The sequence below is a fragment of the Modestobacter lacusdianchii genome (genome assembly GCF_054177765.1).
Map to the genome: position 1 here is coordinate 21,598 of NZ_JBJJTJ010000011.1, position 17,213 is coordinate 38,810.

The 17,213-nt window shown below is 74.5% G+C and carries 15 protein-coding genes; 2 read left to right on the forward strand and 13 right to left on the reverse strand.

Annotated features, from left to right (window positions below):
- Positions 1-2 precede the first annotated feature (2 nt).
- From nuoK to ACJTNH_RS10095, 12 genes are all read right to left on the reverse strand, one after another.
- Complete coding sequence (nuoK, locus tag ACJTNH_RS10040) at positions 3-302, reverse strand: NADH-quinone oxidoreductase subunit NuoK (RefSeq protein ID WP_458175145.1); 300 nt, start codon at positions 300-302, stop codon at positions 3-5.
- Positions 299-1,192, reverse strand: a complete 894-nt coding sequence (locus tag ACJTNH_RS10045) for an NADH-quinone oxidoreductase subunit J (protein ID WP_458175147.1) — start codon at positions 1,190-1,192, stop codon at positions 299-301. Before ACJTNH_RS10045 ends, nuoK begins: the two co-directional genes overlap by 4 nt.
- Positions 1,189-1,848, reverse strand: coding sequence for an NADH-quinone oxidoreductase subunit NuoI (gene nuoI, locus ACJTNH_RS10050; RefSeq protein ID WP_458175149.1), 660 nt, complete (start codon positions 1,846-1,848; stop codon positions 1,189-1,191). The genes ACJTNH_RS10045 and nuoI overlap by 4 nt, the downstream gene beginning before the upstream one ends.
- Positions 1,841-3,295: an NADH-quinone oxidoreductase subunit NuoH gene (gene nuoH, locus ACJTNH_RS10055; RefSeq protein WP_458175151.1), complete on the reverse strand. Its 1,455-nt coding sequence runs from the start codon at positions 3,293-3,295 to the stop codon at positions 1,841-1,843. Before nuoH ends, nuoI begins: the two co-directional genes overlap by 8 nt.
- The gene (locus ACJTNH_RS10060; protein WP_458175153.1) at positions 3,292-5,811 is read right to left on the reverse strand and encodes an NADH-quinone oxidoreductase subunit G; all 2,520 of its coding nucleotides are present in this window, start codon (positions 5,809-5,811) and stop codon (positions 3,292-3,294) included. The genes nuoH and ACJTNH_RS10060 overlap by 4 nt, the downstream gene beginning before the upstream one ends.
- Positions 5,808-7,136: an NADH-quinone oxidoreductase subunit NuoF gene (gene nuoF / locus ACJTNH_RS10065; protein WP_458175155.1), complete on the reverse strand. Its 1,329-nt coding sequence runs from the start codon at positions 7,134-7,136 to the stop codon at positions 5,808-5,810. Before nuoF ends, ACJTNH_RS10060 begins: the two co-directional genes overlap by 4 nt.
- A gap of 1 nt (position 7,137) precedes the next feature.
- Complete coding sequence (gene nuoE / locus ACJTNH_RS10070; protein WP_458175157.1) at positions 7,138-8,142, reverse strand: NADH-quinone oxidoreductase subunit NuoE; 1,005 nt, start codon at positions 8,140-8,142, stop codon at positions 7,138-7,140.
- Positions 8,143-8,212: 70 nt separating this feature from the next.
- On the reverse strand, positions 8,213-9,535 hold the full coding sequence (locus ACJTNH_RS10075) for an NADH-quinone oxidoreductase subunit D (protein ID WP_458175159.1): 1,323 nt from the start codon (positions 9,533-9,535) through the stop codon (positions 8,213-8,215).
- Complete coding sequence (locus tag ACJTNH_RS10080) at positions 9,532-10,215, reverse strand: NADH-quinone oxidoreductase subunit C (protein ID WP_458175161.1); 684 nt, start codon at positions 10,213-10,215, stop codon at positions 9,532-9,534. Before ACJTNH_RS10080 ends, ACJTNH_RS10075 begins: the two co-directional genes overlap by 4 nt.
- Positions 10,212-10,886, reverse strand: a complete 675-nt coding sequence (locus tag ACJTNH_RS10085) for a NuoB/complex I 20 kDa subunit family protein (RefSeq protein WP_458175163.1) — start codon at positions 10,884-10,886, stop codon at positions 10,212-10,214. Before ACJTNH_RS10085 ends, ACJTNH_RS10080 begins: the two co-directional genes overlap by 4 nt.
- A 217-nt stretch (positions 10,887-11,103) precedes the next feature.
- On the reverse strand, positions 11,104-11,466 hold the full coding sequence (locus ACJTNH_RS10090; RefSeq protein WP_458175165.1) for an NADH-quinone oxidoreductase subunit A: 363 nt from the start codon (positions 11,464-11,466) through the stop codon (positions 11,104-11,106).
- A 601-nt stretch (positions 11,467-12,067) separates the two neighbouring features.
- On the reverse strand, positions 12,068-13,462 hold the full coding sequence (locus ACJTNH_RS10095; RefSeq protein ID WP_458175167.1) for an HNH endonuclease signature motif containing protein: 1,395 nt from the start codon (positions 13,460-13,462) through the stop codon (positions 12,068-12,070).
- A gap of 786 nt (positions 13,463-14,248) precedes the next feature.
- Between ACJTNH_RS10095 and ACJTNH_RS10100 the strand changes: the two genes are divergently transcribed.
- Positions 14,249-15,178 (forward strand): aminoglycoside phosphotransferase family protein, encoded by a 930-nt coding sequence (locus ACJTNH_RS10100; protein ID WP_458175169.1) that lies wholly within the window; start codon positions 14,249-14,251, stop codon positions 15,176-15,178.
- Here ACJTNH_RS10100 and ACJTNH_RS10105 read toward each other — a convergent pair.
- Complete coding sequence (locus ACJTNH_RS10105) at positions 15,175-15,891, reverse strand: demethylmenaquinone methyltransferase (protein WP_458175171.1); 717 nt, start codon at positions 15,889-15,891, stop codon at positions 15,175-15,177. The genes ACJTNH_RS10100 and ACJTNH_RS10105 overlap by 4 nt on opposite strands.
- Before the next feature lie 38 nt (positions 15,892-15,929).
- Between ACJTNH_RS10105 and ACJTNH_RS10110 the strand changes: the two genes are divergently transcribed.
- Complete coding sequence (locus tag ACJTNH_RS10110) at positions 15,930-17,201, forward strand: isochorismate synthase (protein WP_458175173.1); 1,272 nt, start codon at positions 15,930-15,932, stop codon at positions 17,199-17,201.
- The last annotated feature ends 12 nt before the right edge of the window (positions 17,202-17,213 follow it).

The following is a 17,213-nucleotide window of genomic DNA, read 5'->3' on the forward strand; positions in this document are numbered from 1 at the left end:
GCTCAGTACTTCAGCAGGTTGACGTCGTCGACGGAGGCCGAGCGGCGGGTCCGGTAGATCGACATGATGATCGCCAGCCCGACCACGACCTCGGCGGCGGCGACCACCATCACGAAGAAGGCGATGAGCTGGCCGTCGAGCGTGCCGGTCGAGCGGGCGAAGGTGACCAGGGTCAGGTTCACCGAGTTGAGCATCAGCTCGACGCACATGAAGACGACGATGGCGTTGCGCCGCACCAGCACACCGACCGCGCCGATGGTGAACAGGATCGCCGCCAGCACCAGGTAGTTGGTGATCGTCATCGGGGCGCTGCCTCTCCGCTGCCGGGGACCGGGCCGGTGGTGCCGCCGCCGAGCGTGCCGAGGGCCGCGTCGGTGCCGCCGGCGTGGCCGATCCCCTCGCGCTCGGCGCCGGTGCTGCCGGTGCGCGGCAGCTCGTCGACGACCTGGGGCTCCACGCCGGTGGCGAAGCTGCGCTCGGACGGCGTCCCGTCGGGCAGCCGGCCCGGGGCGGCGATCGAGTTGGCCCGGGCGTAGACGCCGGGTCCGGGCTCGGTCTGCGGGTGGTCGCCGGTGAGGAACCGGGCCCGGGACAGCTCCTTCTGGCTGCGGCGGGTGCCCGGTTCGCGCTCGGTGTGCGCCAGCACCATGGCGCCGACCGCAGCCGTGATCAGCAGGGCGCTGGTGACCTCGAACGCCAGCAGGTACCGGGTGAACAGCAGCTCGGCGATCGCCTGGACGTTGCCGTCGGCCGCACCCCCGGCCCCGCCCTGCACCCCGGCCAGCCCGGTGAGCACGGCGTCCTCGGTGGCCCGGGCGACGCCGGCGCCGACCAGCCCGGCGAAGCCGATGCCCAGCACGATCGCCGCGACCCGTTGGCCGCGCAGCGTCTCGACCACCGAGTCCGATGCCTCGCGGCCGACCAGCATCAGCACGAAGAGGAACAGGATCATGATCGCGCCGGTGTAGACGATGATCTGCACCGCGCCGAGGAACGGCGCCTCCTGGACGACGTAGAAGACGCCCAGCGCCAGCATGGTGTTGACCAGCCAGAGCGCGGAGTGCACGGCGTTCTTCGACAGCACCATGCCCAGCGCGCCGGCCAGCGCGATCGGCGCCAGCACCCAGAAGACGACGGTCTCCCCCGTGCCGATGATCACGCCGGTGTCGGCGGCTGCCGCCAGAACGGTCATGCCCGCTCCCCGACCACCGGCTCGGCCGGCGAGGAGGCCTCCGGGACGCGGAGGTAGTAGTCCTGCTCGTCGGTGCCCAGCCGCATCGGGTGCGGCGGCTGCTCCATGCCCGGCAGCAGCGGGGCCATCAGCTGTTCCTTGGTGTAGATCAGCGCCTGCCGGTCGTCGTCGGCCAGCTCGACGTCGTTGCTCATCGTCAGCGAGCGGGTGGGGCAGGCCTCGATGCACAGCCCGCAGAAGATGCAGCGCAGGTAGTTGATCTGGTAGACGCGGCCGTACCGCTCACCCGGGGAGTAGCGGGCGTCCTCGGTGTTGTCCCCGCCCTCCACGTAGATCGCGTCGGCCGGGCAGGCCCAGGCGCACAGCTCGCAGCCCACGCACTTCTCCAGGCCGTCGGGGTGCCGGTTGAGCACGTGTCGGCCGTGGTAGCGCGGCTTCGTCTGCTTCGGGACCTCCGGGTACTGCTCGGTGGTCACCTTCTTGAACATGGTGGCGAAGGTGACCCCGAAGCCCTGGGCGGGCCCGGGCAGCCAGCTGCTGCGCTTGCCGCTGGTCGCCGGGGCCGCGCCGCCGGCCGGCCGGTCGAGGGCGCCGCCCTCCCGGCGGGCGGGTGTCCGGTCGGGCACGGACTGGTCGGGGACCGACTGGTCAGGCATCGCCGTCCTCCTCGCTGGTCGGGGTGGGGTCGGCCGCGCCGGAGCCGCGGCGGCCGGTGCCGACGACCGTGCCGGCGCCGACCGTCTCCCGGCTGCGCAGCCGGGGCGAGGGCGGCACGACCAGGTCCATCGGCGGCACCGGGAACCCCCCGGCGGCGCGGTCGCGGCCACGCGGGGCCAGCACCTGCGGTTCGGCCGGGGTCGGCGCCCCGGCAGCGGCGGCGCGGGCCACGACCCGGGTGTCCCGGTTCCTCGTCCGGGAGGCGAGCAGCAGCCCGCCGAGCACGACCAGGGCGATCGGCACCCCGACGAAGACGGCGACCTGGCCGCCGTCCAGGTCGGTCTCCCGGGACACGGTGCGCATGGTCGCGACGACCAGGATCCAGGCCAGCGCGGTGGGCACCAGCACCTTCCAGCCGAAGCGCATGAACTGGTCGTAGCGCAGCCGGGGCAGCGTGCCGCGCAGCCAGACGAAGACGAACAGCGCGACCACGACCTTGGCCAGGAACCACAGCAGCGGCCACCAGCCGGTGTTGGCGCCGTCCCAGATCGATATCGGCCACGGTGCCCGCCAGCCGCCGAGGAAGAGCGTCGCGGCCAGCGCGGAGACGGTGACGATGTTGATGTACTCGGCCAGGAAGAACAGCGCGAACTTCAGCGACGAGTACTCGGTGTGGAAGCCGCCGACCAGCTCGCTCTCGGCCTCGGGGAGGTCGAACGGCGCCCGGTTGGTCTCCCCGACCACGGCGATCACGTAGATGACGAAGGAGACCGGCAGCAGGACGGCGAACCAGCTGGGTCCGGTGAACTCCAGGCCGAAGAACGACAGCTGCGTGCCGTCGGCCTGCGCGGCGACGATCTCCGAGGTGGACATCGAGCCCGCGTACAGGAACACCGCCACGATCGACAGGCCCATGGCGATCTCGTAGCTGACCATCTGGGCCGCGCTGCGCAGCGAGCCCAGCAGCGGGTACGTCGACCCGGAGGCCCAGCCGCCGAGCACGATCCCGTAGACCCCCATCGCCGAGCAGGCCAGCACGATGAGCACGCCGATGGGGGCATCGGTGAGCTGCAGCGGGGTGCGCTCGCCGAAGATGCTCACCGTCGGGCCGAGCGGGATCACCGAGAAGGCCAGGAACGCCGGGATGGTGGCGATGACCGGGGCCAGGAAGTACACCGGCCGGTCGGCCAGCGCCGGCATGATGTCCTCCTTGAACGCCAGCTTCAGGCCGTCGGCGAGGCTCTGCAGGTAGCCGCGGGGGCCGACCCGGTTGGGGCCGATCCGCTGCTGCATCCGGGCGACGACCTTGCGCTCGAAGACGATGGCGAACAGCGTCATCAGCACCAGCACCCCGAAGATGCCGACGATCTTGATGAGCACGATCCACCACACGTCGTTGCCGAAGTCCTCCAGCGTCGGGGAGTCGGCGGCGGCGAAGACGGTCACTCCTGGGCCTCCCGCAGGCTGGACAGGGACGTCGCGCCGGCCGGGGTGGGCGGCGGCCCCGCCAGCCGGACGACGGAGCCGGGACCGGCACCGAGCTGGCTGCGCACCTCGCTGCCCGGGGAGCGCATCGGCAGCCAGACGACGCCGTCGGGCATGTCGACCAGCCGCACCGGCAGGGTGATCGCCCCGGCCGGACCGGTGACGGTGAGCGGATCGCCGTCGGCGACGCCCAGCCGGCGGGCGGCGTCCTTGCCCAGCCGGGCGGCCGGCGGGCGGGCGGTCCCGGCCAGCGCGGGCTCCTCGCGCTGCAGGGTGCCGACGTCGACCAGCTGCCGCCAGGAGGCGAGCACCGCCTCGTCCTCGGCGAGCTGCGGCAGCGGGCCGGGCGCGATGTCGGCCGCGGGCACCTCCGGGGCGGAGGCCGCGCCGCCGAGGGCGACCAGCTCGGCCCGGACCTCGCTGACCGAGCCCAGCCGCAGGTCCAGGCCCAGGTGCTCGGCGATGCCCTGCAGCACCCGGCCGTCGCTGAGCTGGCCGGTGCCGTGCAGCGTCGCGTCGAACGGGCGGACCCGGCCCTCCCAGTCGAGGTAGGCGCCGGCCTTCTCCGGCGCGGCGGCGACCGGCAGGACGACGTCGGCGCGGGCGGTGACCGCGGAGGGGAACAGCTCCAGGCTGACCACGAACCCGGCCGCGGCCAGCGCCTGCTCGGCGAGCAGCGGGTCGGGCAGGTGGGGGGGGGCGACCCCGCCGACGAGCAGGCCGCCCAGCGCACCGTCCCGGACGGCGGTGAGGATGCCGGTGAGGTCACGGCCCGGGGTGGCCGGCACCTCGGCCCCCCACCGCTGGGCCACCGCCGCACGGTCGGCGGCGCTGGTCACGGTGCGGCCGCCGGGCAGCAGGGTGGGCAGCGCGCCGACCTCGACCACGCCCCGCTCGCCCGCCCGGCGCGGCACCCAGCCGATCCGGGCGCCGGTCTCGGCGGCGAGTGCGGTCAGCGCGCTGAACGCGCCGGGCACCTCGGCCAGCCGCTCGCCGGCCAGCACGACCGCGCCGGGCCGGAACAGCGCGGTGGCCACCTCGGCCAGCACGCCGTCCACCGGGTTGGCCGCGAGCCGGGCCAGCAGCCGGGTCTCCTGGCCGGGGACCGTCGGCAGCACGGTGGCCTGCAGCTTCTCCGCCGCCCGGGTGGCGAACGGCGCGACGTCGAACACCTGCAGGCCGGCGGTGCGGACCGCCCGGCGCAGCCGCAGGAAGACGATCGGCGACTCCTCCTCCGGCTCGAACCCGACCAGCAGCACCGCGGGTGCGGCGGACAGGTCGTCGTAGGTGACCGCCCCGGCGCCCGGGGCGGTGCCGGCGACGTGGGTGGTCAGGAAGGCCAGCTCCTCGGCGGAGTGCGCGCGGGCCCGGGCGTCGACGTCGTTGGTGCCCAGCGCGACCCGGGCGAAGGTGGCGTAGGCGTAGGCGTCCTCGACGGTCAGCCGGCCGCCGGGCAGCACGCCGACCCCGCCGGCCTGCCGCGCCCGGCGCAGCCCGTCGGCCGCGGCGGCCCAGGCCTCCGGCCAGGAGGCGGGCTGCAGCTCGCCGTCCCGCCGGACCAGCGGCGTCATCAGCCGCTCGTTGCTGCTGGCGTACCGGAAGGCGTAGCGGCCCTTGTCGCAGTTCCACTCCTGGTTGACCGCGGGGTCGTCGCCGGCCAGCCGCCGGGTCACCGTGCCGCGCCGGTAGTCGGTGCGCTGGGCGCAGCCGCTGGCGCAGTGCTCGCAGACGCTGGGCTCGCTGCGCAGGTCGAACGGGCGGGCGCGGAACCGGTAGGTGGCGCTGGTGAGCGCGCCGACCGGGCAGATCTGGGTGGTGTTGCCGGAGAAGTAGGACTCGAACGGCTCGTCCTCGTAGACCGCCACCTGCTCCAGGGCGCCGCGCTCGAACAGCTCGATGAACGGGTCGCCGGCGACCTGCTGGCTGAACCGGGTGCAGCGGGCGCACAGCACGCAGCGCTCGCGGTCCAGCAGCACCTGGGAGCTGATCGGCAGCGGCTTCGGGTAGGTGCGCTTGGTCTCCACGAACCGCGTCTCGGCGCGCCCGTTGCTCATCGCCTGGTTCTGCAGCGGACACTCGCCGCCCTTGTCGCAGACCGGGCAGTCGAGCGGGTGGTTGACCAGCAGCAGCTCCATCGTGCCCTGCTGGGCCTTGTCCGCGACGGGGCTGCTCAGCTGGGTCTGCACCACCATGTCCGGGGCGACCGGGGTGGTGCAGGAGGCGACCGGCTTGCGCTGGCCCTCCACCTCCACCAGGCACTGCCGGCAGGCGCCGATCGGGTCGAGCAGCGGGTGGTCGCAGAACCGCGGGATCTGCACGCCGATCATCTCGGCCGCCCGGATGATCAGCGTGCCCTTGGGCACCGCGACCGGGAAGCCGTCGATGGTGCAGTGCACGGCGTCCGGCGGGGTGTGCGGGCCGGGAGCGCCCGGCGGGAGCGCCGGCGCGGGCTCCGGGGTGGCCGGGGTGAGGGTCATGAGGGTGCTCCAACCGGCTCGAGCCGCAGCGACCGGCCCAGACGGGCCTGCTCGTCAGCCGGCAGCAGCGCGACGTAGTCGTCCTTGAAGTACTTCAGCGAGCTGGCGATGCAGCTGGTCGCGCCGTCGCCGAGGGCGCAGAACGAGCGGCCCAGGATGTTGTCGCAGGTGTCGGTGAGCAGGTCCAGGTCGGCGGCCCGGCCCTCCCCGCGCACCAGCCGGTCCAGGATCTGGACCAGCCAGTAGGTGCCCTCCCGGCACGGGGTGCACTTGCCGCAGCTCTCGTGCGCGTAGAACTCGGTGAACCGCAGGGTCGCCTCCACGATGGAGTCGGTCTCGTCGAAGACCATCAGCGCGGTGGTGCCGAGCATCGAGCCGGCCTTGGCCACCGAGTCGAAGTCCAGCGGGACGTCGAGGTGCTCGGCGGTGAAGTAGGGGGTGGAGCTGCCGCCCGGCGTCCAGAACTTGAGCTCGTGCCCGGGCCGCACGCCGCCGGCCATGGCCAGCAGCTCGCGCATCGTCGTCCCCATCGGGGCCTCGTACTGGCCGGGGCGCACCACCCGGCCGGAGAGGGAGTAGATCTTCGGGCCGGGCGACTTCTCCGGGCCCATCGTCTTGAACCACTCGGCGCCGCCGCGGACGACGTAGGGGACGCTGGCCAGCGTCTCCACGTTGTTGATCACCGTCGGGGAGCCGTAGAGGCCGGCGACGGCGGGGAACGGCGGCTTGAGCCGAGGCTGGCCGCGGTAGCCCTCCAGCGAGTCCAGCAGCGCGGTCTCCTCGCCGCAGATGTAGGCGCCCGCGCCGGCGTGCACCACCAGCTCGAGGTCGTAGCCCGAGCCCAGCACGTCGCTGCCGAGGTAGCCCGCGGCGTAGGCCTCCTGGACGGCGGCCATCAGCCGGCGGTGGGCGTGCACCGCCTCGCCGCGGACGTAGATGACGGCGAAGTGCGAGCGGATCGCGTAGGCGGTGATGATCACCCCCTCCACCAGCGAGTGCGGGTCGGCCATCATCAGCGGCACGTCCTTGCAGGTGCCGGGTTCGCCCTCGTCGGCGTTGACCACCAGGTACTTGGGGGCCGCGGCCGGGCCGGTCGGGGTCTCCCCCGGCTTGGGCTGCGGGATGAAGCTCCACTTCATGCCGGTCGGGAAGCCCGCGCCGCCGCGGCCGCGCAGCCCGGAGTCCTTGACCAGGGCGACGACGTCGTCCGGTGCCATCGCCAGCGCCGACCGGAGCGCCCGGTAGCCGTCGGTGCGCTCGTAGGTGTCCAGCGTCCACGACCGCGGTTCGGCGAACCGCGCCGTGAGCACAGGGGTCAGCGGCATCTCAGGCCTCCCGCTCTCTCGCGTCGCCGGCCACGGCCTGGGAGTGGCCGGCCGGCGTGTCGGTGCCCTCGCGGCCGCGCTCGGCCGGCTGGCGGCCGGCCGGCTCGGGGGCGTCGGGGTGGTGCTGGGCGGCGCCGGCCCGCTCGGCCGGGGTGTCCGCGGAGGCGACGGCGGTGTCCGCGGCCTGCTCGCTCTGCGTCTCCCCCGTCCCTGCCGCGGGCTCGACGTCCGGCTCGGGTGCCTGTTCGGGGTGGGCATCGCCCATGGGCGGGGCCACCTCGCCGCGCTCGGCGGCGAGCCGGACCCCGACCAGCGTCGGCTCACCGGCCGACGGGGCGTCGATCGCGGCGCGCTCGGCGGCGGCGTCGGCGTGCTGGGAGAAGCCGGCGAGCTGGCGGGAGATGCCACGGAAGTCGGTGAGCGGCGCGCCCCGGGTCGGTGCCGGCTTCTCGCCCCGGCGCAGCGCGGCCACCAGCGCACGGGCCGACTCGACGTCCTGCTGGTCGTAGAACTCGTAGTCGACGGTGACCACCGGCGCGTAGTCGCAGGCGGCCAGGCACTCGGCGTGCTCCAGGGTGACCGAGCCGTCGGCGGCGGTCTGGTCGTGGCCCACGCCCAGGTCGGCGGAGACGGCGTCGTAGATCCGCTGCCCGCCGAGGACGGCGCAGAGCGTGTTGGTGCAGACGCTGACCAGGTGCCGGCCGGTCGGGTGCCGCTTGTACATCGTGTAGAAGGTCGCGACCGCGCCGACCTCGGCCTTGGTCAGGCCGAGCAGCCGGGCGCAGAAGCCGACGCCCTCGGGTGAGACGTAGCCCTGCACCGACTGCACCAGGTGCAGCATCGGCAGCAGCGCGGAGCGGGGCTGCGGGTAGCGGGCCATGACCTCGCGCGCCTCGGCCTCGGTCTGCGCGGTCAGCGGCGGCAGGTCCGGGGCGGCGGGCTCCACCGGGCTGGAGTCCAGCCCGGTGACCGCCGTCCCCTCGTACGAACCGGGCAGGGCGCTCACGTCGTCACCTCGCTGGCGCTCGTCGACGCCGCTGGCGCGGCGCTGCTGTGCTGCCTGGATGCGCGCTGGCTCATCGGTCGACGCCCCCCATCACCGGGTCGATCGAGGCGATCGCGGCGATGACGTCGGCGATCATGCCGCCCTCGCTCATCGCCGCGGTGGCCTGCAGGTTCACGAAGCTGGGGTCGCGGACGTGCACCCGGAACGGGCGGGTGCCGCCGTCGCTGACCACGTGGTAGCCGAGCTCGCCGCGGGGTGACTCGACGGCGGCGTAGACCTGGCCGGCCGGCACCCGGAAGCCCTCGGTGACCAGCTTGAAGTGGTGGATCAGGGCCTCCATCGACTGGCCCATGATGTGCCGCACGTGGTCGAGGGAGTTGCCCATGCCGTCGGCGCCGAGCGACAGCTGGGCCGGCCAGGCGATCTTCTTGTCCTCGACCATCACCGGGCCGGGCTCCAGCCGGTCCAGCGCCTGGGCGACGATCTTCAGCGACTCCTGCATCTCGGCCACCCGCACCAGGTAGCGGCCCCAGGCGTCGGAGCTGTCGGCGGTCGGCACCTCGAAGTCGTAGGTCTCGTAGCCGCAGTAGGGCTCGACCTTGCGCAGGTCCCAGGGCAGCCCGGCCGAGCGCAGCACCGGCCCGGTCACCCCGAGGGCGACGCAGCCGGTCACGTCGAGCCAGCCGACGTCCTTGAGCCGGCGCTGCCAGATGGGCTGGCCGGTGAGCAGCCGGTGCAGGCCGGCGATCCGCTCGGGCATGACGGTGAGGAACTCGCGGACGTGCTCGACGGCACCCTCGGGGAGGTCCTGCGCCAGGCCGCCGGGACGGACGTAGGCGTGGTTCATCCGCAGCCCGGTGATCTCCTCCAGCAGGTCGAGCACCAGCTCCCGCTCCCGGAAGCCGTTGGTCATGCCGGTGAGCGCGCCCATCTCCATGCCGAACGTGGCCAGGCCCACCAGGTGCGAGGCGATCCGGTTGAGCTCCATCACCAGCACCCGGATCGTCTGCGCGCGCTGCGGCACCTCGATGCTCAGCAGCTTCTCCACGCCCAGGCAGTAGGCGGTCTCGTTGAACAGCGGGGCCAGGTAGTCCATCCGCGTGACCAGCGTCGTGCCCTGGGTCCAGGTGCGGTACTCCGCCGTCTTCTCGATGCCGGTGTGCAGGTAGCCGATGACGACGCGGGCCTTGGTGACCGTCTCGCCCTCGAGGTCGAGCACCAGCCGCAGCACCCCGTGCGTGGAGGGGTGCTGCGGGCCCATGTTGACGACCAGCCGCTCGTCGTCGTGTGTGTCGGCGCCGAAGGTCTGGTCCCAGTCGCCGCCGGTGACCGTGTAGACCCGGCCCTCGGTGGTCTGCCGGGAGCCGGCGTACGGGTCCTGCGTGGTGGTCATCGGTAGCTCCGGCGCTCGTCGGGCGGCGGGATCTGGGCGCCCTTGTACTCGACCGGGACACCCCCGAGCGGGTAGTCCTTGCGCTGGGGGTGGCCCTCCCAGTCGTCGGGCATGAGGATCCGGGTCAGCGCCGGGTGGCCGTCGAAGACGACGCCGAACATGTCCCAGGTCTCCCGCTCGTGCCAGTCCGCCGTCGGGTAGACGTGGACGGCGGAGGGGACGTGCGCGTCCTCGGCGGTGACCGCGACCTCCAGCCGGATCCGGCGGCGGTAGGTCATCGAGGTCAGGTGGTAGACGACGTGCAGCCGGGGGCGGCCGGGCGTCGCGGCCGGGCCGCCGCTGTCGGCGTGGTCGACGCCGGAGACGCTGGAGAGCAGCTCGAAGCGCAGCGACTCGTCGTCCCGCAGTGCCTGGAGCAGGGTGAGCAGGTGCTCGCGGTGCACGAACCAGGTGATCTCGCCCCGGTCGACCAGCACCCGCTGGACGGCGGCGGCGTAGGTGGCGTGCCCGACGGCGTCGGCCAGGGCGTCGGCGACCTCGTCGAACCAGCCGCCGTAGGGCCGGTCGGTCGAGTGCAGGGCGACGGCGCCGCCGGGCTCCACCCGCACCAGGCCGCCGAAGCCGGAGGTGTCCCCGCTGCCGGTGACGCCGAACGCGCCCCGGCGGAAGCCGTCGGTCATCGCGGGGCTCCGGAGCCGGGCAGGACGACGGCGTTGCCGCCCCGCTGCTCGATGGCGAACTGCCCGGTGCGCCCCTCGGCGGCGGCCTGCTCGTAGGCCCGCCGGGCCGCCGGGTCGACCCGCACGCTGGAGGGCATCTCCAGGTGCAGGTCGGGTGCGGTGCCGTCGGCCCGGGCGGCGGCCAGCTGGCGGGCCCGCTTCGCGCCGAGCGGCTCGTGCTGGATCTTGTGGTGCAGCTTGAGGATGGCGTCGGTGAGCATCTCCGGCCGGGGCGGGCAGCCGGGCAGGTACATGTCCACCGGGACGACGTGGTCGACGCCCTGGACGATCGCGTAGTTGTTGAACATGCCGCCGGAGCTGGCGCACACGCCCATCGCGAGCACCCAGCGGGGTTCGGGCATCTGGTCGTAGATCTGGCGCAGGACCGGCGCCATCTTCTGGCTGACCCGGCCGGCGACGATCATCAGGTCGGCCTGGCGCGGGGAGGCGCGGAAGACCTCCATCCCGAAGCGGGCCAGGTCGTAGCGGCCGGCGCCCGAGGCCATCATCTCGATCGCGCAGCAGGCCAGGCCGAAGGTGGCCGGCCACAGCGAGGACTTGCGGGTCCAGTTGACCAGCTTCTCGACGCTGGTGAGCAGGACGCCGCTGGGCAGCTTCTCCTCGAGGCCCATCAGGACCCTCCGTCCCTGGGTGCGGTCGCACGGGGTGCCGCCGGCCTGACTGCGGGCGGTCCGGGTGCCGTGGCGCGGGCTGCGGTCGGTCCGGGTGCCGTGGCGCGGGCTGCGGTCGGTCCGGGTGCCGTGGCGCGGGCTGCCGTCGGTCCGGGTGCCGTGGCGCGGGCTGCCGTCGGTCCGGGTGCGGCCGTCGCCGGGGCCCGGCGCAGGCCGGTCACTCCCACTCCAGTCCGCCGCGGCGCCAGACGTAGGCGTAGGCGATGAAGACGGTGGCGATGAAGACGGCCATCTCGATGAGGCCGAAGAGCCCGAGGGCGTCGTTGGCGACCGCCCACGGGTAGAGGAAGACGATCTCGATGTCGAAGACGATGAACAACATCGCGGTGAGGAAGTACTTGACCGGGACCCGGCCGCCGGTGAGCGGCTGGTCGACCGGCTCGATGCCGCACTCGTAGGCCTCGAGCTTGGCGCGGTTGTACCGGCGTGGGCCGATGAACGGGGCGGCCGTCACCGAGAAGAGCGCGAACCCCGCGGCCAGCACGAAGAGGCCGACGAGCGGCACGTAGTTCGACAGCATCAGCGGCGACTCACCCCCTCGGCGGTGGCCGCAGCAGGCATCGCTGCGGCACCCGCGTCGGGTGTGCACCTCGTCGTGCAGACCACGGAGACGACCTCCACTCGGCCCCGGGACACCGGAGCAGTGCTTGTGAACTACTTCACAAAGTCGAGCGGTCGAAGCCTATCCATGCAACGCACCGGAACGCCAGGACCCCCGGTGACCGAGTTCACACCGAGGGTCCTGATGCCGTGCTGAGCTGGGACGTCAGGTCACAGCGGGCCGGGGCTGGGGGCCGGCGGCGGGGCGGTCGGGTCGGTGGGGCCGGGGGTCGGGACCGGCGCCGGGGACGGCGGGGACACCGGGTCGGTCGGCGACGGGGACGGCGAGGGCGGCTGGGGCGCAGGAGTGGTCATGCCGCCTCCCGTGCCCGGTGCCCCACCGCGAAAACCGCCGCACGCTCCGCTCACGGCGAACCGCCCGAGCGCCGGCGAGGTCATCGATCTGGGGGCGAGCCCGGTCCAGCGCACGCGCGGCCCACGCCGAGCCGCCCACCCGGTGGCGAGGGCATCGACGTGAGAGCGCACGCGACCCGGCACATGCGCTGCCCACAGCTGAGGAGTCAGAAGGGTGGCGGGTCGTCGGCGTCCGGTGGTGCCCCGGTGCCGATCAGCTGGGCGGCGAGTCGGAGGCCGGGTGGTCGGGTGGTGCGGGTGACGCCGGAGGGCGTGGTGACGTGCAGGGTGCCGTCGGGGGTCATCCGGTACCGCCAGCCCGGGGCGTGGGTCTTGAGCCGGTGGTGCCGGCGGCACAGGCAACAGAGGTTGGTGCAGTCGGTGGCGCCGCCGTCGCGGTGGGCGCAGACGTGGTCCAGGTCGGTGCGGGCGGCCGGTCGACGGCAGCCGGGATGCCGGCAGGTGCGGTCCCGGGCCTGGAGGAACCGGCGTTGCGCCGGGGTCGGTTCGTACCGGTCGACCGGTGGTGGCCGGTCCAGTACCGCGCAGCCGCACTCGGTTTCCGGCGGGTGGTCAGGGCAGCCGCGGCGGGCCAGTCGTTCGAGTTCTGGGCGGCTGACGGTCGCGCGGAGTCCGCCGGTGGCCGGATCGACCAGCGAGATGCCCAACGTGCCACCGGCCGGCGCCTGCAACCCACCCGGGCAGAGCGCGTCCAGCTGCTCGAGCAGCTCCCGCAGCTGAGCGGCGGTGATCGGCGCCCCGTCCACCGTCGCCGCATCCGCCTCGGCGTACGCAGCCGGGTCTGCACACCCAGCCGGGCTCCCATGCCCGGTCGGGCCGGCCGGCGCGGTCGGGCCTGCCTGCGCGGACGGGCCTGCGTGCCCGGTCGGGCCGCCATGCCCGGTCGGGCTGGTGGGGAACACCGGCAGCGGGGCGAGGACGGACAGGTGCGCGGTGACCGGCTCGCGCGAGGTGTCCCAGGGCCGCAGGATCAGATCGGCCAGCACCATCGTCCGCAGCTGCCCGACCGGATGCCCGTCCCCGTCTGCCTTGGCCATCCGGGCGTAGCCGTCCACCGCCTCCCGGCATGCAGCGGCCACCGGGGCAGGCAGGGTCGCGGTCAGCTCCGCCATCCCATCCGGCAGACCACGCACCGTCACGTCGGCCAGCCGCTCGGCCTTCTTCCGCCGCCGGTCCGCCGCCGCCTCATCCGCCGCGATCAACGCCGCCGCCGCCCGCTCCTGCAGCCGGCGCGGGGTCTCCCCCGCACGCGCCCACCCGAGCGCCTGCGCCTCGACCTCCGCCACCACACCCGGGTCGACCACCCCACCGGCATCCACCGACTGCCCACCCAGCGCCCTGGCGATCGCACTCGCCCGCGGCGGATCGATCAGCGAATCGGCCAACGCAGCCCACGTCGCCGGCAGCTCGTGCACCAACACCAGCGACCGCTCCGCCAGCACCGTCGCCGCCGTACGCGACACCCCAGCCACGACCGCCAGCTCATCGGCGAAGAACTCCCCCACCCCCACCGGAGCCGGCTCCGGCAACCAGCCCGCCACCGCATGCCCCGGCTCACCGTCACCCGGATCCGAGCAGGCCGGCCGACGGCGGGCCAACTCCGCCACCACCGCCGCCTCATAGGCGGCCAACTGCGCCCGCACATCCGCGATCGAGGCCAGCTCACCAGCCAGACCAGCGTCGGAGAACCCCGCCGGCTCCAACACCTCCGACAACCGGCTCCGACGCCGCGTCACCCCCGGCGGCAACGGAGGCAACGGAGCCGGCGCCGACCGGCGGGCACGCGACACCGTCACCCCCACCCCGAACCCACCGGCCTCGAACACACCCCGAACCTACGGCCGGGGTACGACAGTTCCTGCAGCTCATCGCGGCAGTCCGGGCTTGCGCTTCGGGCACCGTCCGACCTCCATGCGGGCGGCTGGACGAAGCAGCGCGACCGGACACAGCAGGGGCGGCCGGACGGACCAGAGACGGCCAGGTGGAACGGAAGGGACAGACGGACCAGGGCGACCGGAGGGAGCAACGCGACCGGACAGACGGCGACCGGACAGACGGCGACCGGACGAAGCAGAGCGACCAGACAGAGCAGAGGCGACCGGACAGAGGAGAGCGACCAGACAGAGCAGAGCGACCAGGCAGACGGAGCAGAGGCGGCCAGGTGGAGCGGAAGGGCCAGACAGAGCAGGGCCGACGCCTGTCAGATGCACAGCACAGCGCGCCGACAGCGAACTCCAGGTACCGGCCGTCCCCTACGGGGGTTCGGCGACTCCCCATGACACCGGAAACCGGTGGCCGCGCCGGCCGCCGCGGGGCACGGTGACGCCGTGACCGACGTGCGGATCGACGTCCCGCTGGTGCGCCGGCTGGTCGCCGCGCAGTTCCCCGCCTGGGCCGACCTGCCGGTGGTGCGGGTCGAGCCGGGTGGCTGGGACAACCGCACCTTCCGGCTCGGCACCGAGCTGCTCGTCCGGCTGCCCAGCGCGCAGGCCTACGCCGCGCAGGTGCGCAAGGAGCAGGAGTGGCTGCCCCGGCTGGCCCCGCACCTGCCGCTGCCGATCCCGGTCCCGCTCGGACGGGGCACGCCGGGCGAGGGCTTCCCGTGGCCGTGGTCGGTGCACCGCTGGCTGGACGGCGAGGACGCGGCCGCCGCCCCCGTGGCCGACCGGGTCGCGCTCGCCACCGACCTCGCCGCCTTCCTGACCGCCCTGCAGGACGTCGACCCCGCGGGCGGCCCACCGGCCGGACCGCACACCTGGCTCCGCGGCGCCCCGCTCACCGGGTACGACGCGCAGACCCGCCAGGCGATCGAGGTGCTCGGCGACACGATCGACGGCGCGGCCGCCGCGGCGGTCTGGGCCGACGCCCTGTCGACCAGCTGGGACCGGCCGCCGCGCTGGTTCCACGGCGACGTCGCGGCCGGCAACCTGCTGGTGCGCGACGGCCGGCTGGCCGCCGTCCTCGACTTCGGCACCTGCGGCGTCGGCGACCCGGCGTGCGACCTGGTCATCGCGTGGACGCTCCTGGACGGCGACAGCCGGGAGGCGTTCCGCGCCGGCCTGGACGTCGACGACGGCACCTGGGCCCGCGGCCGCGGCTGGGCGCTGTGGAAGTCGCTGATCGTGCACGCCGGGCTGATCGGGACGAACGCGGTCGAGCAGCGCGGCGCCGCGGCGACGCTGGCGGCCGTCCTGGGACCCACCGAGCGCAGGCCCGCATCGGCCGTAGGCGCGGCCGGCGGGCGGGCCGAGGACTAGAGGCGGGTGCCGCGGTGCAGGGCGACGACCCCGCCGGTCAGATCGCGCCACTCGACGCCGCCCCACCCGGCACCCTGCAGCCAGCGCGCCAGCTCCGGCTGCGGCGGCCACGCCCGGATCGACTCGGCCAGGTACACGTACGCCTCCGGGTTGCTGCTCACCGCCCGGGCGATCTGCGGCAGCGCGCGCATCAGGTACTCGGTGTAGACGGTGCGGAACGGCCGCCACACCGGGCTGGAGAACTCGCAGACCACCAGCGTGCCGCCCGGCCGGGTCACCCGGGCGAACTCGCGCAGCGCCGCCTGCGGGTCGGCCACGTTGCGCAGGCCGAAGGAGATGACCACGCCGTCCACGCTCTCGTCGGCCAGCGGCAGCGCCATGGCGTCGCCGGCGACCTTGGGCACCGGGCGCGAGGCCCCGGCCCGGAGCATGCCCTGGGAGAAGTCGCAGGCGATGGCGTGCACCCCGCCGGCCGCGAGCTCGACGGTGGAGACGGCCGTGCCGGCGGCGACGTCCAGGACGGTCGAGCCGGGGCGGGCGCCGAGCGCCTCGCGGGTGGCCCGCCGCCAGCCGGCGTCCAGGCCGCCGGAGAGCACCGTGTTGGTCAGGTCGTACCGGCCGGCGACCCGGTCGAACATCGCGGCGACCTCCGCCGGGCGCTTGTCCAGCCCGGCCCGCACCCCCGCCGCCTCAGGTCCTCCAAAGGTCGCCACGTCGGCGACGCTACCTGCGCCCCTCCTACGCTGGAGCGGTGACCACGGCAGCCGTCAGCACCACCGAGGGCAAGGCCGCCGTCACCACCACCCCGCTGGGCGCCCGCCGCACCCCGCTGCTCACCCTGCTCCCCCGGGACGGCGCCCTGGCCTGGGTGCGCCGCGGCGAGGGCCTGGTCGCCTGGGGCGAGGCCGACCGGCTGGAGGTCTCCGGGCCCGGCGCGCTGGCCGAGGCCGCCGCCTGGTGGGCCGACCGCTGCGCCCGCACCGTCGTCGACGACCCGCTCGGCGTGCCCGGCTCCGGCCCGGTCGTGTTCGGCTCGATCGCCTTCGACACCGCGGCCGGGACGTCGGTGTTCGTCGTCCCGGAGGTCGTGGTCGGCCGGCGCGACGGGCAGACCTGGGTGACCGTCACCGGGGACGCCGACGACCACCACGCGGTGGTCGAGACCTCACCGCAGCACGCCGCCACCTCCATCGGCCGGCTGGCCTACGCCGACGGCGCCCTGGACCCGATGGCCTGGTGCGGCGCCGTGGCCAGGGCGGTCGCCCGGATCGGCGCCGGGGAGCTGGACAAGGTGGTGCTCGCCCGCGACCTGCTGGTCACCGCCGACCGCCCGCTGGACCCCCGGCGGCTGCTGCTCCGGCTGGCCGACCGGTTCCCCGACACCTGGACCTTCGCGGTCGACGGCCTGCTCGGCGCCACCCCCGAGCTGCTGCTGCGGCGCACCGGCCGCGACATCGACTCCCGGGTCCTGGCCGGCACCGCCCCCCGCGGCGCCGGCCCCGAGGACGACCGCCTGGCCGCCGACCTGCAGGCCTCGGCCAAGGACCACGCCGAGCACGCCTACGCCGTCGACTCCCTGGCCGACGCGCTGCGCCCGCACGTCGAGGAGCTGGTCGTGCCCGCCCAGCCGGAGGTGCTCACGCTGCCCAACGTGCGGCACCTGGCCAGCGACGTCCGCGGCCGCCAGCGGGACGGCGACGCCGCCGGGCTGCTCGAGCTGGTCGGCGCCGTGCACCCCACCGCCGCGGTCTGCGGCAGCCCGCGGGCCACGGCGGCCCGGGTGATCGGCGAGCTGGAGGGGATGGACCGCGGGCGGTACGCCGGCCCGGTGGGCTGGCTGGACTCCCGCGGGGACGGCGAGTTCGGGCTGGCGCTGCGCTGCGCGGAGCTGACCGGCGCCGACGGCGGCCGGCAGGCGCGGCTGTTCGCCGGCTGCGGGATCGTCGCCGGCTCCGACCCGATCGCCGAGCTCGCCGAGACCCAGGCCAAGTTCGCCGCCTTCCAGGCTGCGCTGGAGGACTGAGCGACCTCCCCC

What these genes read in the sequence shown, in the direction of transcription:
- nuoI (WP_458175149.1), bottom strand. Translation starts at nt 1,848, where the DNA reads ATGCCTGACCAGTCGGTCCCCGACCAGTCCGTGCCCGACCGGACACCC.
- ACJTNH_RS10085 (WP_458175163.1), bottom strand. Translation starts at nt 10,886, where the DNA reads ATGGGCCTCGAGGAGAAGCTGCCCAGCGGCGTCCTGCTCACCAGCGTC.
- nuoK (WP_458175145.1), bottom strand. Translation starts at nt 302, where the DNA reads ATGACGATCACCAACTACCTGGTGCTGGCGGCGATCCTGTTCACCATC.
- nuoF (WP_458175155.1), bottom strand. Translation starts at nt 7,136, where the DNA reads ATGCCGCTGACCCCTGTGCTCACGGCGCGGTTCGCCGAACCGCGGTCG.
- ACJTNH_RS10045 (WP_458175147.1), bottom strand. Translation starts at nt 1,192, where the DNA reads ATGACCGTTCTGGCGGCAGCCGCCGACACCGGCGTGATCATCGGCACG.
- ACJTNH_RS10060 (WP_458175153.1), bottom strand. Translation starts at nt 5,811, where the DNA reads ATGACCCTCACCCCGGCCACCCCGGAGCCCGCGCCGGCGCTCCCGCCG.
- ACJTNH_RS10075 (WP_458175159.1), bottom strand. Translation starts at nt 9,535, where the DNA reads ATGACCACCACGCAGGACCCGTACGCCGGCTCCCGGCAGACCACCGAG.
- ACJTNH_RS10090 (WP_458175165.1), bottom strand. Translation starts at nt 11,466, where the DNA reads ATGCTGTCGAACTACGTGCCGCTCGTCGGCCTCTTCGTGCTGGCCGCG.
- ACJTNH_RS10080 (WP_458175161.1), bottom strand. Translation starts at nt 10,215, where the DNA reads ATGACCGACGGCTTCCGCCGGGGCGCGTTCGGCGTCACCGGCAGCGGG.